The sequence below is a fragment of the Pseudaquabacterium rugosum genome (genome assembly GCF_038066575.1).
Classification (GTDB): domain Bacteria; phylum Pseudomonadota; class Gammaproteobacteria; order Burkholderiales; family Burkholderiaceae_C; genus Pseudaquabacterium; species Pseudaquabacterium rugosum.
On sequence record NZ_JBBUTF010000030.1, the window covers coordinates 1 to 26099 of the forward strand.

The window sequence follows — 26099 nt, forward strand, 5'->3', positions numbered from 1 at the left end:
GCAGTCCGATCCAGGCGTTCCGCGAGATGATGCAGACCGTTGCCGAACAGGACGTGGCAGCGGTTCATTGATGATGCAGCAATCCGGTGGGGTGTTGCATTTCGGACTTGAGACCGCCCCGGAAGACGCTCCGGCATCGGGCATCGGTCAGCGGCCGTAGAAGGCCGGGCGGTCGGCGATGCGGATCGGCGTGATCCGCTGGCTGTGGCGGGCCTCGACGCAGGCCTCGGCCGTGGCCGAGGCGAAGTAGCCGTCCCAGGCGGTCGGGCCGGTGACGATGCCCTTGCGCGTGTCGTCCAGCCATTCCTGCAGTTCGACGTCGTAGCTGTCGATGAAGCGGCGCTTCCAGTCCATCAGGATCTCGGTGGACTGGCGGCCGCCCGAGCGCAACGGCACGCTCATCGGCTCGGGCAGGCTGGCCACGCCGGTCTCGCCGACGACGTGGCACTGGATGTCGTAGCCGAAGCGGCAGGAGACGAAGATCTCGGTGTCGATGCGGATGCCCGAGCGGGTCTCCAGCAGCACCATGATCGGGTCGGTCAGGCCGTTGTGGGCGTTGCGCGTCCTGCGGCCCGACACCACCTGGGCGGTGACGTAGTCGTCGTCGAGCAGCCAGCGCAGCACGTCGATCTCGTGCACATGGGTGTCGGTGATGTTCATGTCATCGACGTACATGTCCGGCACCGAGGGGTTGCGGTGGGCGCAGTGCACCATCAGCGCCTCGCCGATGGTGCCGGCCTTCAGCGTCTGCTTGAGCTGGCGGTAGCCCGCGTCGTAGCGGCGCATGAAGCCGACCTGCACCAGCGGCCGGCCGGCACGCACCTCGGCCTCGACGATGCGCAGCGCACCGGCGGCGCTGGTGGCCAGCGGCTTCTCGCAGAAGACGGGCTTGCCGGCGGCGATGCAGGCCAGCACCTGCTCCTCGTGGGCGGGGCCCCAGGAGGCGATCAGCAGGGCGTCGACCTCGGGTGAGTCGATGACGTCCTGATAACGGTCATGGACCGTGGCGCCCAGACCGGCCGCGGCATTGAAGGCCTCGGTGCCCGCCCGGTCGATGTCGTTGAGCGCGACGACGCGTGCGCCCTGGAGCTTGTAGTGCAGGCGGCGGGCGTGGTCCTGGCCGATGCCGCCACAGCCGATGATGCCGATGCGCAGCGCGTGCGTGCTCATGATGGGATGTCCTTGGGGTCTGGAAGGAAAGGAAAGGGGACGGGAGGCGCAGGGTGGGTCCGGCCGGCCCTGTCCGCCCATGCGGCGGCGCAACCCGGGGCACGGGCCCGGGCCGGGCGCTGGTGGGGGAAGGGGACGGGCCGGACCCGTCAGGGGCGATGGCGGGCGGGCAGGGTGTGCCGCCGCGCTGCCCGGATCACTGGCGGATCACTTGGCGTACTTGTCGACGTTGTCCTTGACGATCGACTCGAAGGGGATCAGCAGTTCCTTGGGCAGGGGCTTGCCGTCCATCGCCAGCTTGACGATCTGGTAGGCGCCGTCGGCCTGGCCCTTGGCGTTCTGGAAGATCGACTGCGCCATCTCGCCGGCCTTGATCGCCGTCAGCGCATCCTTGGTGCCGTCGATGCCGGAGATCAGCACGCCCTTGCGGTTGGCCGCCTTCAGCGCCTGCAGCGCACCGAGCGCCATCTGGTCGTTGGCCGCGATCAGCGCGTCGAACTGCGGGAACTTCTGCACCCAGTCCTCGGTGACCTTCATGCCCTCGTTGCGGTCGTAGTTGGCCGGCAGGTTGGCCAGGACCTTGACGTCCGCGCGGGTGGCCAGGGCCTTGGTGAAGCCGTCCAGACGCTCCTTGCTGTGGTACAGGCCGGGCTGACCCTGCAGGTAGACGATCTTCGCGTTCTTCGGCAGCACCTTGGCCATGTACTCGCCCTGCATGCGGCCGGCATCCAGGTTCTTCGAGCCGACGAAGGTGGTCTTGCCACCGGCCGACTCGATGCCCAGCGCGATCACCGGAATGCCGGCCTTGTTGGCCTTCTCGACACCCGGGACGATGCCGCGGTAGTCCACCGGCACCACGACGATGACGTTGACCTTCTGCGCGATGAAGTTGTCGATCTGGTCGAGCTGACGGCTGATGTCGCCGTTGGCGTCGGCGAACGACACCTTGACGCTCGGGCTGGCCTTGACCGCCTCGATGAAGGCGTTCTTGCGGCTCATGGTGAACACGTCGGTGTCGGCCAGGTTGGCATAGCCGACGCTGAAGGCCTTCTGGGCGAAGGCGGCGCCCGGGGCGGCCGCGGCGAAGGCCAGGGTGACGGCGGCGGCGATGTTCAGGATCTTGATCATGGTGCGGTCTCTCGTTCGTGGTCGTGCGGCGGTCCGGGCGTGATGTCGATGTCGGGCCGTCGCACCTGTCTCTCGTGTTGCTGCTCCGGTGGATGAGGCGATGCGTGCTCTGGGCGTTGGGACTCCTTCCCGGCAAACGGTCGATCGATGCGGCCCGTGCGTTCCGGTTGATCAGGCCTTCCTGCCCGCGCCCGCCGATTTCGTCTTCACGTCCAGGATCACCGCCACGGCGATGATCAGACCCTTGATGATCATCTGCCAGTACGAGCTGACGTTCATCAGGTTGAGGATGTTGTTGATGACGCCGATGATCATGGCGCCGATGACGGTGCCGGTGATCGTGCCGGTGCCACCCATCAGGCTGGTGCCACCGACCACCACCGCGGTGATGGCGTCGAACTCGTAGGCGACGCCGGCCGCCGGCTGGCCCGAGTTGACCCGCGACATCAGCACGATGCCGGCGATGGCCACCAGGATGCCGTTGTAGATGAAGGCCTTGCGGATGACGCTGTCGGTGTCGATGCCCGAGGCCTGGGCCGCCTTGATGTTGCCGCCCACCGCATAGACATGACGTCCGAACTGCGTGCGGTTGAGCAACACCCAGGACACGATCACCACGGCGATCAGGATGATCACGGAGATCGGCACCGGCCCGATGAAGCCCTGGCCGATGACCGAGAAGTGGCCCAGATCGCTCACCGGCACGCCGGCCGTGTAGAGCAGGATGGCGCCACGGGCGACGGTCGTCATCGCCAGCGTCATGATGAACGACGGGATCTTGAAGTACGTGACCACCCAGCCGTTGAGCAGGCCGGTGACGATGCCGGCCAGCACGCCGGCGCCGAGCGCCAGCGACAGGCTGCCGGTCATCGACATCACGCTGGCCGCGAGCGTGCCGCACAGCGCCAGCACCGAGCCCAGCGAGACATCGATGTGGCCCAGGATGATGATGAAGGTGACGCCGCAGGCCAGCAGGCTGACGACCACCACCTGGCGCAGCACGTTGGTCAGGTTGCCGGCGGTCAGGAAGGTCTCGTCCAGCACCGAGGCCAGGATGAAGATGCCGATGAAGATGAGGATCGTGCCGTACTTGCGGTAGATCTCGGCGAAGCCCATGTGGCGGATGGCGTCCCAGCCGGTGCGCTGGGGAATGGTGCCGCTGGTCTGGCCCAGCGTCGGGGCGGTGCTGCTCATGTTGCTTGTCTCCGTCGAATGCGTGTCAGGCGTGTGGGGTTCAATGCACGCCGCTGGTGGCCAGCCGCATGATGTTTTCCTGGGTGGCTTCGCTGCGCGGCAGCTCGCCCTTGAAGTGGCCTTCCTGCATCACGACCACGCGGTCGCTCATGCCCAGCACTTCGGGAAGTTCCGAGGAGATCATGATGATGGCCAGGCCCTGGCGGGCGAACTGGGTCATCAGCTTGTGGATCTCCGACTTGGAGCCCACGTCGATGCCGCGGGTGGGCTCGTCGAGGATCAGCACGGTCAGGTCACCCAGCAGCCACTTGGCGATCACGATCTTCTGCTGGTTGCCGCCGCTGAGCGTGCCGACGACGGTGTCGAGGCTGGCGCTCTTGATGCGCAACAGGCCGCGCATGCGCTCGCCTTCGGCGTTCTCGCGCTGGCGGTCGATGAACAGGCCGGGAATGAATTTCTGCAGATTGGCCAGCGAGATGTTCTCGCCCACCGAGCGGCACAGCACCAGGCCTTCGGCCTTGCGGTCCTCGGACACCATCGCGATGCCGTGGGCGATGGCGTCGGCCGGCTTGCGGATGTCGACCGTCCGGCCGTTGATCCGGATCTCGCCGCGGTCGACCGGATCGAGGCCGAAGATGGCGCGGACCACCTCGGTGCGCCCGGCGCCCACCAGGCCGGCCAGGCCCAGGATCTCGCCGCGCCGCACCTGGAAGCTGATGTCCTGGAACACGCCCTTGCGGCTCAGGCCCTGGACCTCCAGCGCCACCTCGCCGATCGGCACCGTCTCCTTCGGGAAGATGCTGGAGATGGTGCGGCCGACCATCAGCGAGATCAGGCGGGATTCGTCATAACGGCTGGCCTCACCGGCTTCGACGAACTGACCGTCACGGATGATGGTGATGTCGTCCGCGATGCGGAAGATCTCGTCCATCTTGTGCGTGATGTAGATGATGGCCACGCCGTGGGCCCTCAGGTCGTCGATCTGGCGGAACAGCATCGCCACCTCGGTGTCGCTGATGGCCGAGGTGGGCTCGTCCATGATCACCAGCGAGGCATGGCGGGAGATGGCCTTGGCGATCTCGATCAACTGCATGCCGGCGATGCTCAGATCGCCCATGCGCTGGTCGGCGCGGTAGCGCAGGCCCAGGCGGTCCAGCAGGGCCTGGGTCTCGGTGCGCATGCGGGTGAAGTCGACGAACAGGCCCAGCGGTCCGTGCATCGGCTCTCGGCCGAGGAAGATGTTCTCGGCGATGCTCAGGTCCAGCACCGGGCTGAGCTCCTGGTGGATCATGGAGATGCCGATCTCCAGCGCGGCGCGGGTGTTGCGGCTGTCCAGGCGCTGGCCCTTGAAGCGGATCTCGCCGCCGTCGATCGTGTGCTCGCCGCTGAGGATCTTCATCAGCGTGGACTTGCCGGCGCCGTTCTCGCCGACCAGCACGTGCACCGTGCCGGGACGCACCTTCAGGTTCACGCCGTCGAGCGCCTTGACGCCGGGAAAGCTCTTGGTGATGCCGCGCATCTCCAGCACGGGTTCGGGGGCGGCGGTCAAGGTCATCGGTCGGTCTCCTGGGTACGGCGCGGGGGCCGGGCATCCGGCCGTGCTGACCTCGGTGGGTGAGCGGGACGGATGCTAGCCAGCGCGCGGTCCTTCTTGACATCGCGTGCTATAAATCCTGTCATGACTGATCAGAAGATCAGGGTTTCCATTGACGTAAAAATGTCATCACCTTCACGAAGCCGTCGCGCCACCATCACGGACGTGGCCCAGGCCGCCGGCGTGAGCCCGTCCACCGTCGACCGGGTGCTCAACGGCCGCGCGCCGGTGCGGCTGGACACCGCGCAGCGCATCCAGCAGATCGCCGAGTCCATGGGCTTCCATGCGGCGGCCGTCATCCGCGAGCGGGTGCAGGGCAAGCGGCCGCGCCACCGGCTGGGCTTCCTGCTGGAGCATCCGGACCTGGACTTCCACCGCACGCTGGGCCAGGCCATCGCCCAGGCGGCCGAGGCCCATCCCGGCTGCCTGCCCCAGGCCGAGATCGAGTTCATGGACGACATCGCGCCCGAGGCCGTGTCGCAGCGCCTGCGCCGGCTCGGCGAGCGGGTGGATGCGGTGGCCCTGGTGGCGGCCGACCATGCGCTGATCGGTGCCGAGATCGCGCGGCTGAAGGCGCGCGGCGTGCCGGTCTTCGCGCTGATCTCCGAGCTCAGCTCCCCTGACCGCACCGGTTATGCGGGCCTCGACAACCGCAGCGTCGGCCGCACGGCGGCCTGGTTCATCACCAAGCTGGCGCGTGAGCCGGGCAAGGTGGTGATCTTCGTCGGCAGCCACCGCTTCCAGTGCCAGGAGCTGGCGGAGATGAGCTTCCGCTCCTATGTGCGCGAGCATGCCCCTCAGTTCGAGCTGCTGGAGCCCTTCGTCACGCTGGAAAGCAACGCGCTGGCCGAGGAGGGCATGCGCGAGCTGCTGCAGCGCTATCCCGAGATCGTCGGCGTGTTCGTGGCCGGCGACGGCACCGGCGGCGTGCTGCGGGCCTTGCGCGAGCACCGCGAGGCCGGCGGCGCGCCGGTGGTGGGGGTGGCCCGAGAGCTGATGGACTGCACCCGCGACGGCCTGATGCGGGGCGACCTGATGGCCGTGCTGTCCCACCCCTTGCCGGCCCTGGCGGCCGGACTGGTCAGCCGCATGGTGGCGGCGCTCGACGAGCCGGAGCGCCCACCCGGCAACCTGCTGGTCCCGCTGGAGACGCAGACCCCGGAAAGCCGCTGAGCGAGGACGCGCCCGACCGGCGGTTCAGCCGCTCAGCCCGCCACCGGCGGCCGCGTGCGCCGGTGCGAACCCCGCCGCACCAGCCAGCCCGACAGGTGCTGCTGCGGCTGCGTCACCTCGCCGCCGAGCAGGCGGCGCACGCCCTCGGTCACCAGGGCCTTCATCGGCTGGTGCCAGGTCGTCAGGTCGTAGGTCGGTGAGGACGCCAGCTCGATGTCGTCGAAGCCGAGGATGCCGATGCGGCCCTCCAGCCCGCGCTGGCGCAGCAGATCGATGGCGCCGATGGCCAGGATGTCGGTCTCGCAGAACAGCATGTCGGGCCAGTCCTGCGGCGCCCGGCTCTCCAGCAGCGCGTGCAGCGCGCTGGCCCCGCAGTCCCGGCGGTAGTGATCGGTGCCGATCACGGTGCGCAGGGCCAGGCCGTGGCCGCTCAGGCCTTCGCGGAAGCCGTCGAGCCGGCGCAGCTGGGTCGACTCCGACGGCGTGCCGGACATGTAGGCGACGTGGCCGGCGCCCTCGGCCGCGACCAGATCGGCCAGCGCACGGCCGGCGGCGCGGCCGTCGGTGCTGACGACCTGGATCTCGGGGTGGACGGTGCTGCGGTAGAGCACCACCAGCGGGATGTGCCGCACTTCGAGCGCCAGGCGCACCAGGTCATCGGTCAGCACCGTGCCCAGGAAGATCAGGCCATCGACCTGGAACTGGTCGGCCAGCGTCAGCAGCGGGCGTTGCGCCGTGCGGTCGCTGATGTTGAGCAGGATGCTGAGGTGGCCCTCGCGCTGCAGCTGCCGCGTGATCTCGTCGAGCACCGGCATCAGGTTGGGGTTGGCCAGCTCGTCGACCACCACGCCGATCAGCTGGCTGCGGCGCTTGATCAGGCCCCGGGCCAGCAGATTGGGCCGGTAGCCGAGCTCGGTGGCCACTTCCAGGATGCGCTCACGCACCTCGGGGGCGACGGACGCGCCATCGGTGAAGGCGCGCGAGACGGTCCAGCGCGAGACGCCGGCCCGCTCGGCCACGTCGATCGCGGTCACCTTGCGCGACTCGCCAGGGGCCGCCGGGCGCGGCGGTGCGTCGTCGTCGGGACGTGCGGGATCGGCGGCGGGCACGGGGTCGGACGAGGGGGTGGAGCGGCGGGGCATCGGCCGATGATAGCCAGCGGTCCGGCGGACGCCGTCGCGCCGGATGCCGCGCCCGCCCGCAGCGGTGCGGGATGCACGAGGCGATGCACACGAGTGCAAACCCTGATGCGCGGCCCGGAAGGCCTGCCCACAATGCACACCTGTGCAAGACGGAGTGCCGGTGAGGTCCGGCTTCCGGATGGCAAGAGGAGCCACGGCCAAGCACCGGCTGGCCGGGCCTTGCCCTGATTCCGGGCGGGTGATCGTCTTCGATCCCTCCCATTTTTTTCAACCCGATTTGCACACGTGAGCAAATCAAGGTCCACTCAGGAACCGCTTCATGATCAACGGTGAACAACGCATCTCCCGCCCGCTGCGCTGGGGCATGGTCGGCGGTGGCCGTACCGGCCAGGTCGGCTACAAGCACCGCAGCGGCGCGCTGCGCGACGGCACCTACCGCCTGGTCTGCGGTGCCTTCGATCTCGACGAGGCGCGCGGCCGTGACTTCGGCGTGAACCTGGGCGTGGCCGCCGAGCGCTGCTACGCCGACGTGCAGGCGCTGATCCAGGGCGAGGCCGGCCGCGCCGATGGCGTCGAGGTGGTCTCGGTGGCGACCCCCAACTTCACCCATTACGAGATCACCAAGGCGCTGCTGCAGGCCGGCATCCACGTGATCTGCGAGAAGCCGCTGTTCTTCTCGGTGACCGAATGTGAGGAGATCGCCGCGCTGGCCCGCGACAAGGGCCTGATCGTCGGCGTCACCTACGGCTTCACCGGCCACCCGCTGGTGCACCAGATGGCCGCGATGGTCAAGAAGGGCCTGCTGGGTGACATCCGCCTGGTCGACATGGCCTACACCCACGGCTTCAACGCCGGTGACGACACCGGCGCCGGCGAGGCCGTGAAGTGGCGCACCAACCCGCGCACCGCCGGCCCGACCTTCGTGCTGGGCGACATCGGCACCCATCTGTACTACCTGTCGGAAGTGGTGCTGCCGCAGCTCAAGGTCGAGCGCCTGCTGTGCGACCGCAAGGCCTTCATCCCGACCCGCGCGCCGCTGGAAGACCACGCCACCGTGCTGATGCACTACGACAACGGCGCGCGCGGCCGGCTGTGGGTGTCGTCGGTGGATGCCGGCAACATGGGCTCGCAGCGCTACCGCTTCGTCGGCAGCAAGGCCAGCGTGTCCTGGTCGGATGCGCATCCGGATCAGCTGCACTACGAGGTGCAGGGCGAGCCCGGCCGCGTGCTGCACCACGGCATGCCCTATCTGGAAGACGAGAGCCTGGCGGCCGACCGCATGGGCGCGCTGCACACCGAGGGCCTGGGCGACAGCTGGGCCAACATCTATCTGTGGATCGCCCAGGCCATCGACGCCCGTCAGCGCGGCGACGAGGCCTTCCTGGCCACCCACCACTACCCCGACATCCAGGCCGGCCTCGAAGGCGTGCGCTGGCTGGAGAACTGCGTGCGCTCGGCCGACGCCGGTGCCGCCTGGGTCGACTTCCGCTGAAGCCCCCCCGCATTCCCTCTTCGACATCCTCCGGAACTGAACCCTCATGAAACTCGCCATCTGCACGGACGTCTACGGCAACCTGTCCTACACCGAGATGCTGGACAAGGTGAAATCCCTCGGCATCGACGCGGTCGAGATGACCGCCGGCGGCTGGGCCGGCTGCCCTCACGTCAAGCGCCAGGAGCTGCTCGACAGCGAATCCGCGCGCATCGCCTTCATGGCCGAGCTGGAGAGCCGCGGCATGGAGATCGCCGCGCTGAACTGCTCGGGCAACCCGCTGTCGCCCGGCGAGATGGGCGAACGCCACACCGCCTCCACCTACGACACCATCCGCCTGGCCGGCCTGCTGGGCGTGAAGAAGGTGGTGATGATGTCGGGCTGCCCGGCCGGCGCCCCCGGTGACCGGACGCCGAACTGGATCACCTCCACCGTCTCCTGGCCCGACTACATGGCCCCGGCGCTGGACTACCAGTGGAACGAGGTGGCCATCCCCTGGTGGAAGGCCTTCGTGCAGCACTGCGAGGCGCACGGCGTCACGCAGATCGCGATCGAGGAGTTCCCCTGCATGCTGGTCTACAACCCGGCCACGCTGCTGCGCCTGCGTGCGGCGGTGGGCCCGGTGGTCGGCATCAACCTCGACCCCTCGCACCTGATCGCGATGGGCGCGGACCCGATCGCCTCGGCGCGGGCGCTCAAGGGCGCCATCCACCACATCCACGGCAAGGATGCGCGCATCGAGCGTGGTCTGGCCGACATCAACGGCCTGCTGGAGACCCAGCCCGTCACCGCGGCCGAGACCCGCACCTGGAACTACGTGGCGGTCGGCTGCGGCCAGGACCTGCAGTGGTGGAAGGAGTTCTTCTCGGTCTGCCGCATGGGCGGCTACGACGGCCACGTCTCGCTGGAGATGGAGGACCTGACGATGTCCATCGAGGCCGGCGTGCGCACCTCCGTCGACGCCCTCAAGCAGACCATCAGCGTCTGAGTCCGCTGACCCCGGGCCCTCAGGCCACGCCGATGTCGCGTGGCCGCCCGGGGCAGCCTGCAAGCAGGAGACAAGCCGATGAACAGGGCCACGCCCGATGCCGGCCATGTGCTGGAGATGAGGGGCATCTGCAAGAGCTTTCCGGGCGTCAAGGCGCTGGACGGCGTGCACCTGAAGGTGCGGCCGGGCACGGTGCACGTGCTGGTCGGCGAGAACGGCGCCGGCAAGTCCACGCTGATGAAGGTGCTCAGCGGCGAGCACGCGATCGACGAGGGCGAGATCTGGTTCCGTGGCGAGCGCCTGGACGGTGGCGGCACGCGCGATGCGCTGGCCCGCGGCATCGCGATGATCCACCAGGAGCTCAGCCCGGTGCCGGAGATGACGATCGCCGAGAACATCTTCCTCGGCCGTGAGCCGACGCTGCGCCACGGGCCGCTGGCCGCCTTGCGCAGCTTCGTCGACTTCGCCGAGATGGCGCGCCAGACCCAGGCCCTGTTCGATCGGCTGGGCCTGCGCTATGCGCCGACCCAGCGCATGGGCGAGCTGAGCATCGCGGGCATGCAGCTGGTGGAGATCGGCAAGGCGATCTCGCGCGGGGCTTCGCTGGTGATCATGGACGAGCCGACCTCGGCCATCAGCGACACCGAGGTCGAGATGCTGTTCCGCCAGATCGACGACCTGAAGTCGCGTGGCGTGGCCATCATCTACATCTCGCACAAGATGGACGAGATCTTCCGCATCGCCGACGACATCACGGTGATCCGGGACGGCCAGTACGTGGCCTCCGGTGCGGCCACCGATTACGACGAGCCGCGGCTGATCGCGCAGATGGTGGGCCGCAGCATCGAGCGCATCTTCCCGAAGGAGACGGTGCCCATCGGTGCCACCGTGCTGGAGCTGCGCGGGCTCACGCGGCGCGGCGTGTTCGAGGACATCAGCTTCCAGGTCGCCGCCGGCGAGATCGTCGGCCTGGCCGGCCTGATCGGCGCCGGACGGACCGAGGTGGTGCGCGCGCTGTTCGGGCTCGACCCGCTGGACGCCGGGCAGATCCTGCTGGACGGCCGGCCGGTGACGATCCGGCGCCCGGCCGACGCCATCGGACGCGGCATCGCGATGGTCTCGGAAGACCGCAAGGGTGAGGGGCTGGTGCTGTGCCGATCGGTTGGCGAGAACATCGCGCTGGCCAACCTGACGCGCTTCGTGCGCGGCCCCGTCGGCCTGCTGGACCGCGCGGACGAGCAGCGGGAGGCCGAGCGCATGCGCAAGCTGCTGCGCATCAAGACCGCCAGCCTGGACACCGGCGCTGGCACGCTCAGCGGCGGCAACCAGCAGAAGATCGTGCTGGCCAAGTGGCTGCTGGGCGACCTGAAGGTGCTGATCCTCGACGAGCCCACACGCGGCATCGACGTGGGCTCGAAATCCGAGATCCACCGCTTGATGACCGACTTCGCCAGGCAGGGCCTGGCGATCATCATGATCTCCTCGGAGCTGCCGGAAGTGCTCGGCATGAGCGACCGGGTGATCGTGATGCAGGAAGGACACGTCACCGGCCAGCTGAGCCGGGCCGACGCGACACAGGAATCCATCATGGCCCTGGCCACCGGAGCGAGACAATGAACAAGACCACGAGCCTGATCGCCGAATGGAGCGGCAGCTTCCAGACCCGCTACCCGAACTTCTCCGACATCTACCGCCGCTACGGCACGATGCTGATCTTCATCGGGCTGTGCCTGCTGGCCTCGGTGCTCAGCGAGACCTTCCTGACGGTGGGCAACCTGACCAACGTGCTGCGCCAGGTGGTGGTCGTCAGCCTGCTGGCCTGTGGTGTCACCTTCATCATCATCCTGGGCCACATCGACGTCTCGCTGGGTTCGGTGCTGGCGCTGGCCGGCACGGTGGCGGCCAGCGTGATGGCCGAGACCGGCAACCTCGGCCTGGCCCTGAGCGCCGGCATGGGCGTGGGCGTGGTCACCGGCTTCATCAACGGCTGGGTGGTGACGCACTTCAAGATCCCGTCCTTCATCCTGACGCTGGCGATGATGACGGTGGCGCGCGGCATCGTGCTGCTCTACACCGGCGGCCTGCCCGTCAGCGGCCTGGGCGACGACTTCAGGATCATCGGCCAGGGTGACATCGGGCCGGTGCCGATCTCGGTGCTGATCCTGGCGGCCGCGGCCGGGCTGTGCTGGGTGCTGCTCAACCGCACGCGCTTCGGTCGCCATGTGGTGGCCACCGGCGGCAATCTGCGCGCCGCCACCGCCTCGGGCATCGACACCGACCGTGTGGTGCGCCTGGCCTTCGTCCTCAACGGCGTGCTGGTGGCGTTGGCCGGCATCGTGCTGATGTCGCGCATCAACTCGGGCCAGCCGGCCGCGGGCGTGTCCTACGAGTTCGATGCCATCACCGCGGTCGTCATCGGCGGTACCAGCCTGATGGGCGGCACCGGCACCATCGGCGGCACGCTGGTGGGCGCGATGATCATCGGCGTCATCAACAACCTGCTGAACCTGATGAACGTCAGCTCGTACTGGCAGCAGGTGGTCAAGGGCCTGATCATCGCCGTGGCGGTGATCCTGGACGTCAAGACCAAGGGCGGTGGCCGGCGTGGCTGATGTCTGAGGCCTGAAGCCTGACGCCTGAAACGAGGGTCCTCGGTGCCCCTGGACCCGACCACCGCCGAACCTTCATCTCCCCATCCGACCCACGGAGGACGCCGCACGCCCGCAGTACCCGCCCCACGCCCTTCCCGCACGACAGAGACATCGCCGGCCCAACGTTCGAGCCCACCACGGGCCCCGGCCGGCGCCACCCAGATGGAACGAGATCCCGGAGCCCCCACCATGACGATCACCAAGCGCCTTTTCAGCCTGAGCCTGCTGGCCGCCGCCCTCGGCACGGCCGTGATGACGGCCCAGGCCCAGTCGGCGAAGTTCGCCGTCGGCTACACCAACATCGCCGATTCGGACTTCTTCCCCAACATGGTCAAGAAGGCCTTCATCGACGCGGCCAAGGCCGATGCAGCGGTCGACGTGAAGTTCGCCGACGCGAACAACGACGTCACCCGACAGCTCGACCAGATCGACAACTTCATCGCGCAGAAGGTCAAGGCCATCGTCGTCGTGCCGGTCGACTACGAGGGCATCACCCCGGGCATCGAGCGGGCCAACAAGGCCGGCATTCCGGTCGTGACCCTCAACATCCAGGCCAAGGGCGGCAAGTCCACCTTCGTCGGTTCGAAGAACATCGATGCCGGCCGCATGCAGGGCGAGTTCATGGCCAAGGCGCTGCCGCAGGGCGCCAAGGTGCTGTACCTGCAGGGCACGCCGGGCCTGTACCACTCGATGGAGCGTGAGCAGGGCTTCATGGCCGCGCTCAAGGCGCGCAAGGACGTGAACGTGCTGTCCTCGCTGTCGGGCAACTACAGCCGCGCCGAGGGCATGAAGATCACCGAGGACTGGGTGCAGCGCTATCCGAAGTTCGACGCCATCGTCGCGGCCAATGACCAGATGGCGCTGGGTGCGCTGCAGGCGCTGAAGACGGCCGGCCGCAAGGGCGTGCTGATCTCGGGCATCGACGGCACGGCGGATGCCAAGACGGCGATCAAGGCCGGCGAGATGGCGCAGTCGGTGCTGCAGAACGGCCAGGCCCAGGCCCAGGGCGCGTTCAAGGTGCTGACCGAGCTGAAGGCCGGCAAGGCCGCGCCGGCCGACGTGCTGGTGCCCTTCGAGTCCATCAGCAAGGACAACGTGGCGCGCTATTGAGGTAATTGAGGCGACTGAGGCCCCTGAAGCCTCTGAAGCCACCATCACCGCTGTCGACCCGCCCCTGACTCTGGAGATCGGCGTGCATGCCACCCCCGTCACGGCCTTCGCGCACACCGGCGCACACGGCCTCGCCGATGCGGCCGCCCCGGCCACGCCGCCGACGGACATGGACGCGCTGCTGGATCAGGTGGCGCGGCGCCATGCGGCGCTCAGCCCGCAGCTGCAGCGCATCGCCCGCCATGTCGAGCGCCACCGCAGCACGCTGGCGCTGGAGCGCATCCAGGACGTGGCGGCGGCCTGCGGCGTGCAGCCCTCGGCCGTGGTGCGCTTCGCCCAGTGCTTCGGACTGAGGGGCTTCCATGCGCTGAAGCGGCTGGCGGTGCCGGGGGCGCTGGCCACCGCCCGGGCGGCAGCGGCCGCGGGTGCCGGCGGGGCGATCCGTGCCACGCCGGGGGCCGATGTCCCGGGCGCGGAGGGGCTGCCCCTGGCCGACTGGTCGTCCGAGGCCCGGTCAGCGCTGGACCGCCAGCGGCAGGGCCTGGTGCGCCAGCTCGCCCGCGACCTGCCGCCCGAGCTGGCGCCGGCGGCACGCCTGCTGCTGCAGGCCCGCCGGGTCTGGATCGCGGGCGAAGGGCCGGGTGCGGCCGTCGCCCGCCGTCTGGCCTGCGGCTGGTCCGGCGGGGTGTCCACCGGCCCTGCGCCCGCGCTGCGCCTGCTGGATCCGCCGCTGGCCACGGCGATGGACCGTGACGATCTCTGCCTGCTGGTGCATCTGGCTCCGCACGACGGGCCGCTGCCCGGCCTGGCCGCCCAGGCGCGGCGCATGGGGGCGCCGGTCATCGTGCTGACCGACAGCCGCCTGCCGCGGCTGGGCCAGCAGGCCGATGTGCGCCTGCTGGTCGAGCCCTGGCCGGCGCTGGTGGGCCCGATGGCTGGGGCGGGCAGCGGTGTCCGGCCGGCCTTGGCCGATGGCAGCGCCTTGCCCGCGCTGTGGCTGGCCGAGGCCTTGCTGATCTGCTGCGCCCATCTGGCGCGCCGCGAGGGTCTGCCGGGCGGCCCGTCTCCTCATGATGCGCCGGAGGTGGCATGAGGCCGGTCCGGTGCCTCACGGCGCGGCAGGCGGCGGCCGGTGGCCGATCTGTCGGTCGGCGCTCAGACGCTTTCGGGCGTGTGCAGATCCATCGGCAGCAGGTGCTGTTGCAGCCCGATCGGCAAGCCGACGTGCAGCCCGGTCTGTGGCGGGGCCAGCGCGCGCGCCATCGCCTGCACGGCCTGGCGCGCGAGGGCCGGCAAGGGGTGCGACTGCACCAGATGCAGCTGCCCGCGCAGCAGGCCCAGGCGCGAGATCTCGGTCAGCTCGTGGCAGGCGCCGATCAGCTCGGTGCCCGCGGCCCCGGCGGGGCTGCCGGCCGCCCGTTCGGCCTGCAGCGCCTGCAGCACGCCCTCCAGGCCGCCGCCGGCGACGTAGAAGCCCACCAGCTCGCTCTCGCGGTGCAGCAGCTCGCGCAGGATCTCGCCGGCCATGCGTTCGTTCTCCAGCGTGACCAGCGCCTCCAGCACCTCGAACTGAGGGGCATGGGCCCGCACATAGGCGCGAAAGCTCATCTCGAACAGCTCCTGACCCTGGTAGCGGTGCGAGCCGACGAACAGCGCCAGCCGGCCCGGCCGCGGCGCCAGCCGGGTCAGGAACCAGGCGGCGGTGCGGCCCACCCGCCGCCAGTCGACGCTGATGCAGCCGGCACGGCCGGGGGCGCTCAGATCGTGCATCAGCGCGAAGGTCGGCACGCCGCGTGCGCGCAGCTGCTCGACGGCCGCGCTGACCTGCGGATGGTCGGCCGCCACCACCGCCACCGCGTCCACCCGCCGGCCCATCTCCAGCAGGCTGTCGCTGACCGCATCGGGCGCGATGTCGGCCATGTAGGCCACCAGCGCCCGGCCGCGGACCGTCGGCTCGGCCTCCACCGCCTCGCACAGGGCCTGGGCCAGGCGGCGGTAGAAGGCCGGCTCCGAGCCCAGCAGCAGGAAGCCGAAGGTGCGCGGCGGGCGGCTGCCGCGCACGCGCTCGCGGATCACGGCGGCGCCGCGGAAGTCCAGTGCCTCGGCCGCCTGGCGCACCTGCTCGGCGGTGTCGGCGCGCACCGGCGCGCGGGCATTGAGCACCCGGTCGACCGTCGACACGCTCAGGCCCGCGGCGCGGGCCACGTCCTCGATGGTGGCGCGGCGGCGTGGGCCGGCGGCGGGCCCTGCAGGCGAGTCAGGCGCGGCAGGCGAGGGGGAGGGCTGGTCAGCAGGCGGGCGCATGGCTCTCATTCTTTCAGGCTGTCATGAAAGGTTCTGACAGGTTCCGGAGTCGGGTCGCGCCGTGGGCGAACCCGCTTTCTAGCATGCGGCTCATCCGCTGCACGGTCCGGCACGAAGGCCAGGACGGCGCCGCGGCACGGTCGCGCCGGCCGATGGTGGCCGGCACCGAAACCTCTCATTTCCCTTCAAGGATCGCATCATGACCCTGCGTATCGGCATCATCGGCTGTGGCGGCATCGGCCAGGAACACGCCCGTCGACTGCACGTCCAGCTGCCCGGCGCCCGCGTGGTCGCCCTGCAGGACCTGCGTCGCGACACCGCACTCGCCTTCAACGAGCAGGCCGGCCTGCGCGCCCGGGTGCACGAGCGCATGGAAGACCTGATCGCCTCGCCCGAGGTCGATGCCGTGCTGGTGGCCAGTTGGGGGCCGGCCCACGAGGCCCAGGTGCTGGCCTGCATCGACGCCGGCAAGCCGGTGTTCTGCGAGAAGCCGCTGGCCACCACCGCCGACGGCGCACGGCGCATCGTCGAGGCCGAGGTGGCCGCTGGCCGTCGCCTGGTGCAGGTCGGCTTCATGCGGCGCTTCGATGCCGGCTATCGCCTGCTCAAGCAGACGGTCACCAGCGGGGCCATCGGTGCACCGCTGCTGGCCCACTGCGCCCACCGCAATCCGGCCGTACCGGACAGTTATGTCGGCGACATGGGCATCACCGACACCTTCATCCACGAGATCGACACGCTGCGCTGGCTGCTGGACGACGATTACGCCAATGTTCAGGTGCGGGAGGGCCGCAAGACCCGCCATGCCCATGCCGGCCTGCACGACCCGCTGATGGTCACGCTGCAGACCCGGGGCGGCGTGCTGATCGACACCGAGATCTTCGTCGCCTGCCGCTTCGGCTACGACATCCAGTGCCAGATCGTCGGCGAGACCGGCGCCGCCAGCCTGCCCGAGCCGATGAGCGTCACGCTGCGCGAGGGCGGCCGCCAGGGCGGCGCCATCCTGATGGACTGGAAGCGCCGCTTCATCGAGGCCTATGACGTCGAGCTGGCGGCCTGGCTGGCCGACACCGCGGCGGGCCAGGTCAGCGGGCCGACGGCCTGGGATGGCTATCTGGCCTCCGCCACCGCCGAGGCCTGCATCCGTGCCCGCCGCTCCGGCGCCATCGAGCCGCTGGAGACGATGGCCCGCCCCGCACTCTACGACCCGCGCTGAGACCTCACGCCCTGCCTCACGCCCGGCGCGGCCCGCCCTCCGGTGGGCCCGCTGTTCCATCCACCCCCCCATCCGGCCAGCGTTGCCGGCCCCATCCCGACAGGAGACCCCCGATGAAGATCGCGCTCGACCCCTACATGATCCGGCACCTGCCGCTGACCGAGCTGCCGGCGGCCGTGGCCGAACTCGGCTACGACCAGATCGAGCTGTCGCCGCGCAGCGACTTCCTCGACTGGTGGGTGATGCCGCGCGCCACCGGCGCGCGCATGGCCGGCTTCAAGGCCGCGATGCGCGCGGCCGGCGTCGGCCTGGCCTCGGTGCAGCCGATGTACCGCTGGGCCAGCCCCTTCGAGGACGAGCGCCAGTGGGCCGTGCGCTGCTGGAAGAAGGCCGTCGAGGTGGCCGTCGAGATGGACTGCCAGTTGATGGTCAGCGAGTTCGGCCGCGGCGCCTCGCCCGAGCGCACGGTGGCCGAGCGCAACGGCCTGGCGACGAACCTCAACACCCGGGAAGCCTGCGAGGCCGCCTGGTTCCGCTCGATGGACGAGCTGCTGCCCATCCTCGAACGTGAGGGGATCACGCTCAGCGTCGAGCCGCATCCGGAGGACTGGATCGAGCAGTACCAGCCGGCCTGCGACATCGTGCGCAACATCGGATCCGAGGCGCTCAAGCTCAGCTTCATCGCGCCGCACGCGTTCTTCTACGGCGGCGAGATCGGGGCGATGGTGCGCGAGGCGGGCGATCTGCTGGCCCATGTGCGGGTGGCCGACACCTTCGACCACCGCAAGAGCAGCCAGCTGCGCTACATCGTGAACCCGCCGGGCTCCAGCCAGGTGCGGGTGCACCAGCACCTGGACATCGGCCAGGGTGAGGTGGACTTCGACGCACTGTTCGCGGCGATGGGCGCGATCGGCTTCGACGGGCTGGTCTCGGCCTGCGTGTTCGCCTGGGAGGAGCGCGCGGCCGAGTCCAGCCGGGCGATGCGCACGCAGATCGGTGCGCTGATCGAGCGCCACGGCCGGCGCTGACCCACGGCGCGCCATCTTCGCGGGTTCAGCGCGGATTCAGCGCGGGTTCAGCGCCCGGTGGCCGACGAGGCTGTCGCGTCCGTCAGGCGATAGGCGGTGTTGAAATCCGTCCCGTCCTCCAGCCGCTGCAGCAGGCGCTGCAGGGCCAGCGGGTCGCCCTGGGCGAGCCAGGTGCGCACCTCATGGCCGGCCGCGGTGTAGAGCGGGCGGATCTCGGGCTCCCCGCGGGCGCGGCGGGCCGCATGGTCGGCCTCGCCCCAGCGGCGCACGCCCTCCAGCCATTGCGCCTGGGTGCGCAGCGCCATGAGCTGCGCCCGCGTCGGCCGCGGCACCTGCTGCTGTGCCAGCCAGTCCCAGTGGCCGTCATCGTGTTCGGGGGCCTGGCTGACGGCCACCGCCAGCCCCTCATCGAACCAGGTTGGCAGCGCCATCCAGGCACGCCAGCCCAGCCGGGTGCGGATCTCGTCATGCGACCACTCGTGGGCCAGGAAGTCGCCATTGAAGCCACGGGGTGACAGCAGGATCTCGTGCCCGTGGATCCTGGCCCGCGAGCCCTGGCCGCCGAAGGCTTCGTAGCAGCCCTCGCTGACGCAGGCATGCACACGGGGCGCGGAGACCGGCGGCCCCCAGACGACACGCATGCGCTGCTCGGCCACCCGCACCGCCGACAGGAGCGCCTGACGCTGCACCTCATCGGCCTCGCGCTCGATCCAGACCTGCGGCGCGATGCGCTCCAGGCCGAAGGACTGCGGCGTCAGCAGCTTCAGCCCCTGCAGATTGGCGCAGGCCGGCAAGACCAGGCTGATCGCCAGCACCAGGGCGACGGACCGTTGACGCTGTCGCCGTCGTCGTCGAACCGTCGGCACCGTGTCCAGGACAGGGGAGGGGACCTGGTGCGGTTCGCCGGGGCGGGCGGGCTCGTCGGGCGCATGGGGGGAGCATAACGCTTCAGATGAAAGGTCATGGACGTTCGCGGACCTTTCTGTCCGGACCTCGGTCCGGGCGGCCAGCAGTCATGCGGTCATGCGGTCAGCGGATCGCGCGGCGCGTTCCTGCGGCGCGGCGGGCTGCCGCGCTGTGCCTCGTCGGCCAGCCAGTCCATGACCCGGGCATCGTCGGCATAGGCGACGTTCAGCCGCGTCCAGGGTGAGCGCTGTGGCTGAGCGTGGAAGAGCTCGCCGGGTGCCAGCATGATGCCGGCTTCGATCGCCCGCTGCGCGACCTGGCGCATGTCGACGTCATCGCCCGGAAGGCGGGCCCAGATGAAGGGGCCGCCCGCGGGCTGCAGGAAGATCTGGAGGCCACGGCTGGCCAGGGCTTGGCCGACGCGGACACCCGTCTCGCGCAGGCGGTCCGACAGGCGGCGGACATGGGCCAGATGACGGCCCTCGGCCAGCAGGGTGTGCAGCAGGCGCTCGACCAGCTCGCTGCTGGTCAGCGTCGAGCGCATCTTCTGCAGCAGCAAGCGCTCCACCGTGTCCTCGTCAGCGCAGACGTGGCCGACCCTCAGGCTGGGCGACAGGGTCTTGGAGAAGGTGCCGACATGGATCACGCGTTGCAGGCCGTCCAGGCCGGCCAGCGTGTCCAATCCGGGCGGTTCCAGTCCGCCCATCGCGTCGAGTTCGACGATCCGCAGGTCCAGCTCTCGTGCCAGCTTCAGGATCTCGCGCTTGACCTCCGGCGTACAGCAGCTGCCCGTCGGGTTGTGCAGATGCGTCATCAGCACCATGACCCGCGCCTGGTGGCGCAGGGCCAGCGTACGCAGGCTGCTCAGGTCCGGACCGTCTGCCCTGCGGGGCACGCCGACCAGGCGGTGGCCGTTGGCGCGCAGCATCGCGAACAGATTGGTCGAGCCCGGGTCATCGACCAGCACGGCCTCCTGCGGGCGCAGCAGTACCCGAGTGATCAGCTCCAGCGCCTGCGAGGCGCCATGGGTCAGCACGATCTGGTGCGGTGCCGCCAGGATCTGGCGCTGGGCCAACAGGGCGGCGATCTGCTGGCGCAACGGCAGGTAGCCGTTGGGCGAGCCATAGTGCGCCGGGCTGGCGTTGCGCTTGCGCGACAGGGCCGCCATCGCCTGTCGCACACCGGTCTCGTCCAGCCAGTCCGCGGGCAAGGCCGCGCTGCCTGCGCGCACCAGCTCCGGGCCGTCCTCGTAGATGCGGCGCAGCATCCACTGCTCGTCGACCGTGGTCTGGCCGACGAAGGGGCTGCGGCGGGGCGTCTGGGCTGGCCGGCGTTCGGCGACGAAGTAGCCGCTGGCCCGGCGCGAGGTGACCAGCCCTTCCGCCAGCAATCGCTGGTAGGCGTTGATCACCGTCATCGTGCTGACGCCGCTGGAGCGGGCCAGTTCACGCACCGACAGCAGCCGTTGTCCAGGCGTCAGCTCGCCGTGCTCGATGCGTCGCGTCAACGCCTCGACGATCTGGCGCACCAGCGGTGTTTCGGCGTCCGGGTCCAGGGGCAGGGCTCGCATGGGTTCCCCAATCGGGTGCAGGAAGCCCAGTCCGGTGCGTGTTTGCCCGGGGGCTGTTATGGCAGTGAAGTGCCCAACTGTATATATGCGATCGACGGTCTTGATGCGTCAATCGCTCATGGCCATCGACTGCCATGGCTGTCTCGAACAGGAACCGTGCATGACCCCGTCGACCCTGACTCTCCAGAATCTCCTGCCGCACCCGACGCGTCGCCAGTGGGCCGGTGTCGTGCTGGCACTCGGCCTGGCTGCCGGGCCGCTCGCGGCCGTTGCCGCACCGACGACGCTCAAGATCATCCCGCACTCGAACGTGACGGTGCTCGATCCGATCTGGACCACCGCGTACATCTCGCGCAACTTCGGCTACATGATCTACGACACCCTGTTCGGCACCGATGCCAAGGGCGCGATCAAGCCACAGATGGTCGACAGGTGGAGCGTCTCCAAGGATGGAAAGACCTGGACCTTCACCCTGCGCGAGGGCCTGGCCTTCCACGACGGCAAGCCGGTGACCAGCGAGGACGTGGTGGCCTCGCTCAAACGCTGGGCCAGCCGTGACACCTTCGGCGGCCAGCTGGCCAAGGGCCTCGCGGGTTACGAGACGCCGGACGCGAAGACCTTCGTGCTGAAGTTCAACGAGCCGTTCGGCCTGGTGCTGGAAGCCTTGGGCAAACCCTCGGCCAACGTGCCCTTCATCATGCCCAAGCGCGTGGCCGACACCCCGGGTGACACGCAGATCAAGGAGACGGTGGGCTCCGGGCCGTACATGTTCAAGGCCGACGAGTTCCGGCCCGGCGACAAGCTGGTGTTCGTCAAGAACACGGCCTACAAGCCCCGCGCCGAGCCGCCCTCGGGCACCACTGGCGGCAAGCAGGTGCATGTCGACCGCGTCGAGTGGTTGATCATCCGCGACGCCCAGACCCAGCTGAACGCGCTGCTCAATGGCGAGGCCGACATCCTGGAGCAGCCGGCCTTCGAGCAGTACGCGACGCTGCGCAGCAAGCCCGAAATCCAGCTGATCGACGCGCAGCCCGCGGGCAGCCAGTTCATCCTGCGCTTCAACCATCTGCATCCGCCGTTCAACAACGAGAAGATCCGCCGTGCGGCCATGCTCGCGCTGGGCCAGGAGGCCTTCCTGAAGGCCCAGGTGGGTGCGCCCGGACTGATGCGCTTCTGCAAGAGCATGTTCCCCTGCGGCACGCCCTTCGAATCGTCCAGCACCGGTGCCTACACCGGCACTGCCGATCCGGCCAAGGCCAAGGCGCTGCTGGCCGAGGCCGGCTACAAGGGCGAGCCGGTGGTGCTGATGCGCCCGACCGATCTGTCGGCCATCACCAAGCTGCCGCTGGTGGCCAAGCAGCAACTCGAAGCGGCCGGCTTCAAGGTCGATCTGCAGACCATGGACTGGCAGACGCTGGTGGCGCGCCGCGCCAAGAAGGACCTGCCTTCGGCCGGCGGCTGGAACGTCTTCATGACTTCGTGGACAGCGTCCGACATCCTCAATCCGCTGACCATGGCGATGATGAACGCGTCCGGCGACAAGGGCTGGTTCGGTTGGCAGGACGATCCCACGCTGCAGGACATCAAGCTGCGCTTCTCCAAGGCCGGCAGCGATGCCGAGAAGAAACAGCTGGCCGAGCAGGCCCAGCTGCGCGCCTTCGAGACGGTCAGCCATGTGCCGGTCGGCCAGTACAACCAGCCGGCGGCCGTGCGCCAGGGCATCACCGGCCTGGTGCCGGCCGGTGCCCAGGTCTACTGGAACATCCGCAAGCCGTAAGGCAGGGGCCTGACCATGCTGAGCTTCATCGCGCGGCGCTTGCTGGCGACCTTGCCGGTGCTGGTGGTCGTGGCGGTCGCGGTCTTCATGATCGTGCGTCTGACCCCGGGTGATCCAGCCGCGGTGATCGGCGGCAACAGCGCCACCAGCGAAGACCTGGCGCGCATCCGCATCCAGCTGGGCCTGGCCGAGCCGCTGCCGGTGCAGTTCTGGGTCTGGTGCCAGGGGCTGCTGCACGGTGATCTGGGCCACTCCTACTTCCTCAACAAGCCGGTGGTCGAGCTGATCGCCCAGCGCATGGAGCCCACGCTCTCGCTGGCCGGTGGCACGTTGCTGCTCGCGGTGCTGGTGGCGCTGCCGCTGGGCACGCTGGCGGCCTGGCGCATGGGCGGCTGGCTGGACCGGGCGGTGATGAGCTTCTCGGTGGCTGGCTTCTCCGTGCCGGTGTTCGTGGTCGGCTACCTGCTGATCTGGGCGCTGGCGCTGGAGCTGCAGTGGTTCCCGGTGCAGGGCTACCGCCGGCTGGCCGAGGGCCCGGGCCTGTGGCTGTGGCATCTGGTACTGCCCTGCCTGACCCTGGCCATCACCTACGTGGCGCTGCTGGCGCGGGTGACCCGGGCCTCGGTCAGCGAGGCGCTGACCGAGGACTACATCCGCACCGCCCGCGCCAAGGGACTGGCCGAGCGCCAGGTGCTGAGCCACCACGCGCTGCGCAACGCGGCGGTGCCGGTGGTGACCATCATCGGTGTCAGTGCGGCGCTGCTGCTGGGCGGCGTGGTGGTGACCGAGACGGTGTACGCCATTCCCGGCCTGGGCCAGTTGACGGTGGACGCGGTGCTCAACCGCGACTTTCCGGTGCTGCAGGGCGTGGTGCTGTTCTTCGCCCTGATGTATGTGGTGATCAATCTGCTGGTGGACGTGAGCTACCTGTTCCTGGATCCACGGATCCGCCACTGAGGCCCTGGCCCACCGAACCCGAGCGAGGCTGAACATGCAGATCCCCTGGCGATCCCTGGCGTGCAATGGCGCGGTGCGCATGGGGGGCGGCGTGCTGCTGGTCCTGCTGCTGGTGGCCCTGATGGCCCCCTGGATGGGCACCATCGAGCCCACCGCGATGGACTACGACCACATCTCGGTGCCCGCTGGCACAGCCGCGCAGGTCGCGCTGCCCGACGGGCGCAGCGTGGCCCACACCTTCTGGATGGGCAGCGACAACGTCGGTCGCGACATCTGGAGCCGGGTGGTCTACGGCACCCGGGTGTCGCTGCTGGTCGGCCTGTTCACCGCTGCGGTGGCGGTGGCCGGCGGTTGCCTGCTCGGCCTGCTGGCGGGCTTCTTCCGGTCACTGGATGCGGTACTGATGCGCGTGCTCGACGGCCTGATGGCCATCCCCGCCGTGCTGCTGGCCATCACCCTGGTGGCGGTGCTGGGTGCCAGCCTGCCGACGGTGATCCTGGCCATCGCGCTGCCCGAGGTGCCGCGCGTGACCCGTCTGGTGCGCGCCCTGGTGATGAGCCTGCGTGAGGAGCCCTTCGTCGAGGCCGCGCGCGCGCTGGCCACGCCCGACGGCGTGATCCTCTGGCGCCACATCCTGCCCAATGCCCTGGCGCCGCTGATCGTGCAGGGCACCTTCATCGCGGCCTCGGCGGTGATGACCGAGGCCATCCTGAGCTTTCTCGGCCTGGGTCTGCCGGCCGAGGTGCCGACCTGGGGAAACATCATGGCCGAAGGGCGGGTGCAGTTCTCCCAGGCGCCGGGCAACGTGCTGTTCCCGGCGCTGTTCCTGGTGCCGACGGTGCTGGCCGTCAATCTGCTGGGCGACGGGCTGCGTGACGTGCTCGACCCCAAGTTCGCCAAGCGCTTCTGAAGTGCTCCGAAGTTCCGACCCCGCGACCGTGGACGCCATGACCGACACCCCGATGCCTGATGCCCCGCTGCCTGATGCCCCGGTGCTGCTGATCGAGGGCCTGCAGGTGGCGCTGCCACCCGATGCCGACCGCCCGCACGCCATTGAACGTCTGGACCTGCGCATCGACGCGGGCCGCACGCTGTGCGTGGTGGGGGAGTCCGGTTCCGGAAAGTCGGTGCTGGCCACCACCGTGATGGGCCTGCTGGCCAAGGGCCTGCAGGTCAGCCAGGGCCGGGTGGTGCTGGCGGGTGAGACGCTGGTGGACGGCGCCCGAAGTGTGTCGGAGTCGCGTTGGCGGGCGCTGCGCGGCCAGGTGATGGGCATGGTGTTCCAGGAACCGATGACGGCGCTCAACCCGGTACTGAGCTGTGGCGAGCAGCTCGATGAGCTGCTGCGCACCCACACCCGCTGGGGCGCGGCCGAGCGCAAGGCCCGGGTGATGGCGTTGTTGCAACAGGTGCGTCTGCCCGATCCGCCACGCATCTGGGCCAGCCATCCCCATCAGCTGTCGGGCGGTCAGCGCCAGCGCATCGTCATTGCCATGGCCATGCTGCTCAAGCCGCGTCTGCTGATCTGCGACGAGCCGACCACCGCGCTGGACGTCACCACCCAGGCCGAGATCCTGCGACTGATCGACGATCTTCAGGCGCAGCACGGCACGGCGGTGCTGTTCATCACCCACGACATGGGCGTGGTGGCCGAGATCGCCGACGAGGTGCTGGTGATGCACCGCGGCCGCCAGGTCGAACGCGGCCCGGCCGTCCAGGTGCTGCAGCAGCCGCGCGAGGCCTACACGCGTGAGCTGCTGGCCGCCGTGCCCGGCATGGTGCCGCCGCCGCCGCGCACCCTGCTCAAGGGCCCGCCGCTGCTGCAGGGCCGCCAGGTGGCCAAGACCTATGTGCGCCGTGACTGGCTGGGCCGCGCCCGGCCGAACACCGCGCTGCACGGCGCTGATCTCCAGGTGGGCCCCGGCGAGACGGTGGGCGTGGTCGGCGAATCGGGCTCAGGAAAGTCCACGCTGGCGCGCTGCCTGATCCGCCTGATCGACCCGAGCGCCGGTGAGATCCACTGGGCCGACACCCCGGTGCACGCGCTGAACGAACGCCGGCTGCGGCCGCTGCGTTCGCGCGTGCAGGTGGTGTTCCAGGATCCGAACCGCTCGCTCAATCCACGCCGCACCGTCGGCGACTCGCTGGTCGAGGGCGCGATGAACTTCGGCATGGATGCGCGTCAAGCGTGGCGCACCGCCGAGGAGCTGATGGACCGCATCCAGCTGCCGCGCCAGGCCCTGCAGCGCTACCCGCACCAGTTCTCCGGCGGCCAGCGTCAGCGGCTGGCGATCGCCCGTGCGGTGGCCTGCCAGCCGCGCGTGCTGGTGGCCGATGAGGCGGTGTCGGCGCTCGATGTCTCGGTGCAGGCGCAGATCCTGGACCTGCTGCGCGAGATCCAGGCGGATCTGGGGCTCGGCATCCTGTTCATCACGCATGACCTGAGGGTCGCGGCCCAGCTGTGCGATCGGGTCGTGGTGATGAGCCAGGGCCGCATCGTCGAGGCTGGCCCGACGGCCGAGGTCTTCGCGGCACCGACCCATGACTACACGCGGCGGCTTCTGGCGGCCGCTCCCCAGGGGCTCGCGGCTGCGCCCGGTTCGGGCATGCCCGCCGCCGCGCCGCTGGATGCGCCCGTCGCCGTGCTGGCCGCTGCGGCCTGAGCCGGCCAGCCGCTCCACCCCCAACCGTCCTTCCGA

21 protein-coding genes are annotated in these 26099 nt (G+C 69.7%); 13 read left to right on the plus strand and 8 right to left on the minus strand.

Annotated features, from left to right (window positions below):
* Positions 1 to 147 precede the first annotated feature (147 nt).
* The 4 genes from AACH11_RS22510 to AACH11_RS22525 form a co-directional block, all read right to left on the minus strand.
* The gene (locus AACH11_RS22510) at positions 148 to 1170 is read right to left on the minus strand and encodes a Gfo/Idh/MocA family protein (protein ID WP_341376529.1); all 1023 of its coding nucleotides are present in this window, start codon (positions 1168 to 1170) and stop codon (positions 148 to 150) included.
* 207 nt (positions 1171 to 1377) lie between these two features.
* The gene (locus tag AACH11_RS22515; RefSeq protein WP_341376530.1) at positions 1378 to 2298 is read right to left on the minus strand and encodes a sugar ABC transporter substrate-binding protein; all 921 of its coding nucleotides are present in this window, start codon (positions 2296 to 2298) and stop codon (positions 1378 to 1380) included.
* A gap of 171 nt (positions 2299 to 2469) precedes the next feature.
* Complete coding sequence (locus AACH11_RS22520) at positions 2470 to 3492, minus strand: ABC transporter permease (protein WP_341376531.1); 1023 nt, start codon at positions 3490 to 3492, stop codon at positions 2470 to 2472.
* Between the two features lie 40 nt (positions 3493 to 3532).
* Entirely contained in the window at positions 3533 to 5047 is a 1515-nt protein-coding gene (locus AACH11_RS22525) for a sugar ABC transporter ATP-binding protein (RefSeq protein ID WP_341376532.1), read from the minus strand.
* 162 nt (positions 5048 to 5209) lie between these two features.
* On the opposite strand from AACH11_RS22525, the gene AACH11_RS22530 reads away from it, so the two are divergent.
* Complete coding sequence (locus tag AACH11_RS22530; RefSeq protein ID WP_341376533.1) at positions 5210 to 6259, plus strand: LacI family DNA-binding transcriptional regulator; 1050 nt, start codon at positions 5210 to 5212, stop codon at positions 6257 to 6259.
* Between the two features lie 32 nt (positions 6260 to 6291).
* Here AACH11_RS22530 and AACH11_RS22535 read toward each other — a convergent pair whose 3' ends face one another.
* A complete protein-coding gene (locus AACH11_RS22535; RefSeq protein ID WP_341376534.1) occupies positions 6292 to 7401 on the minus strand; it encodes a LacI family DNA-binding transcriptional regulator in 1110 nt (369 codons plus the stop codon).
* 319 nt (positions 7402 to 7720) lie between these two features.
* On the opposite strand from AACH11_RS22535, the gene AACH11_RS22540 reads away from it, so the two are divergent.
* The 6 genes from AACH11_RS22540 to AACH11_RS22565 all read left to right on the plus strand — a co-directional run bounded on the left by AACH11_RS22540 (position 7721) and on the right by AACH11_RS22565 (position 14735).
* The gene (locus tag AACH11_RS22540; RefSeq protein WP_341376535.1) at positions 7721 to 8893 is read left to right on the plus strand and encodes a Gfo/Idh/MocA family protein; all 1173 of its coding nucleotides are present in this window, start codon (positions 7721 to 7723) and stop codon (positions 8891 to 8893) included.
* A gap of 46 nt (positions 8894 to 8939) precedes the next feature.
* Positions 8940 to 9881: a sugar phosphate isomerase/epimerase family protein gene (locus tag AACH11_RS22545; protein WP_341376536.1), complete on the plus strand. Its 942-nt coding sequence runs from the start codon at positions 8940 to 8942 to the stop codon at positions 9879 to 9881.
* A gap of 78 nt (positions 9882 to 9959) precedes the next feature.
* Complete coding sequence (locus tag AACH11_RS22550; RefSeq protein ID WP_341376538.1) at positions 9960 to 11498, plus strand: sugar ABC transporter ATP-binding protein; 1539 nt, start codon at positions 9960 to 9962, stop codon at positions 11496 to 11498.
* Positions 11495 to 12493, plus strand: a complete 999-nt coding sequence (locus AACH11_RS22555) for an ABC transporter permease (RefSeq protein ID WP_341376539.1) — start codon at positions 11495 to 11497, stop codon at positions 12491 to 12493. The genes AACH11_RS22550 and AACH11_RS22555 overlap by 4 nt, the downstream gene beginning before the upstream one ends.
* A gap of 228 nt (positions 12494 to 12721) precedes the next feature.
* Positions 12722 to 13642 (plus strand): sugar ABC transporter substrate-binding protein, encoded by a 921-nt coding sequence (locus AACH11_RS22560; protein ID WP_341376540.1) that lies wholly within the window; start codon positions 12722 to 12724, stop codon positions 13640 to 13642.
* Positions 13643 to 13724: 82 nt separating this feature from the next.
* Positions 13725 to 14735: a MurR/RpiR family transcriptional regulator gene (locus tag AACH11_RS22565; RefSeq protein WP_341376541.1), complete on the plus strand. Its 1011-nt coding sequence runs from the start codon at positions 13725 to 13727 to the stop codon at positions 14733 to 14735.
* A 62-nt stretch (positions 14736 to 14797) separates the two neighbouring features.
* Here AACH11_RS22565 and AACH11_RS22570 read toward each other — a convergent pair whose 3' ends face one another.
* Entirely contained in the window at positions 14798 to 15946 is a 1149-nt protein-coding gene (locus tag AACH11_RS22570) for a LacI family DNA-binding transcriptional regulator (RefSeq protein ID WP_341376542.1), read from the minus strand.
* A 199-nt stretch (positions 15947 to 16145) separates the two neighbouring features.
* On the opposite strand from AACH11_RS22570, the gene AACH11_RS22575 reads away from it, so the two are divergent.
* Positions 16146 to 17162, plus strand: a complete 1017-nt coding sequence (locus AACH11_RS22575; RefSeq protein WP_341376543.1) for a Gfo/Idh/MocA family protein — start codon at positions 16146 to 16148, stop codon at positions 17160 to 17162.
* 113 nt (positions 17163 to 17275) lie between these two features.
* Positions 17276 to 18190, plus strand: coding sequence for a sugar phosphate isomerase/epimerase family protein (locus AACH11_RS22580; RefSeq protein WP_341376544.1), 915 nt, complete (start codon positions 17276 to 17278; stop codon positions 18188 to 18190).
* Between the two features lie 47 nt (positions 18191 to 18237).
* Here the strand turns inward: AACH11_RS22580 and AACH11_RS22585 are convergent, their stop codons facing one another.
* Both AACH11_RS22585 and AACH11_RS22590 read right to left on the minus strand, forming a co-directional pair.
* Positions 18238 to 19005, minus strand: a complete 768-nt coding sequence (locus AACH11_RS22585) for a hypothetical protein (protein WP_341376545.1) — start codon at positions 19003 to 19005, stop codon at positions 18238 to 18240.
* Positions 19006 to 19211: 206 nt separating this feature from the next.
* On the minus strand, positions 19212 to 20666 hold the full coding sequence (locus AACH11_RS22590; RefSeq protein ID WP_341376546.1) for an aminotransferase-like domain-containing protein: 1455 nt from the start codon (positions 20664 to 20666) through the stop codon (positions 19212 to 19214).
* Positions 20667 to 20826: 160 nt separating this feature from the next.
* Between AACH11_RS22590 and AACH11_RS22595 the strand changes: the two genes are divergently transcribed.
* The 4 genes from AACH11_RS22595 to AACH11_RS22610 are packed head-to-tail and all read left to right on the plus strand — an operon-like array spanning position 20827 to position 26063.
* Complete coding sequence (locus AACH11_RS22595; protein ID WP_341376547.1) at positions 20827 to 22443, plus strand: ABC transporter substrate-binding protein; 1617 nt, start codon at positions 20827 to 20829, stop codon at positions 22441 to 22443.
* A gap of 15 nt (positions 22444 to 22458) precedes the next feature.
* Positions 22459 to 23400, plus strand: coding sequence for an ABC transporter permease (locus tag AACH11_RS22600; RefSeq protein WP_341376548.1), 942 nt, complete (start codon positions 22459 to 22461; stop codon positions 23398 to 23400).
* 34 nt (positions 23401 to 23434) lie between these two features.
* Complete coding sequence (locus AACH11_RS22605) at positions 23435 to 24310, plus strand: ABC transporter permease (RefSeq protein WP_341376549.1); 876 nt, start codon at positions 23435 to 23437, stop codon at positions 24308 to 24310.
* Positions 24311 to 24347: 37 nt separating this feature from the next.
* On the plus strand, positions 24348 to 26063 hold the full coding sequence (locus tag AACH11_RS22610) for a dipeptide ABC transporter ATP-binding protein (RefSeq protein WP_341376550.1): 1716 nt from the start codon (positions 24348 to 24350) through the stop codon (positions 26061 to 26063).
* Positions 26064 to 26099 lie beyond the last annotated feature (36 nt).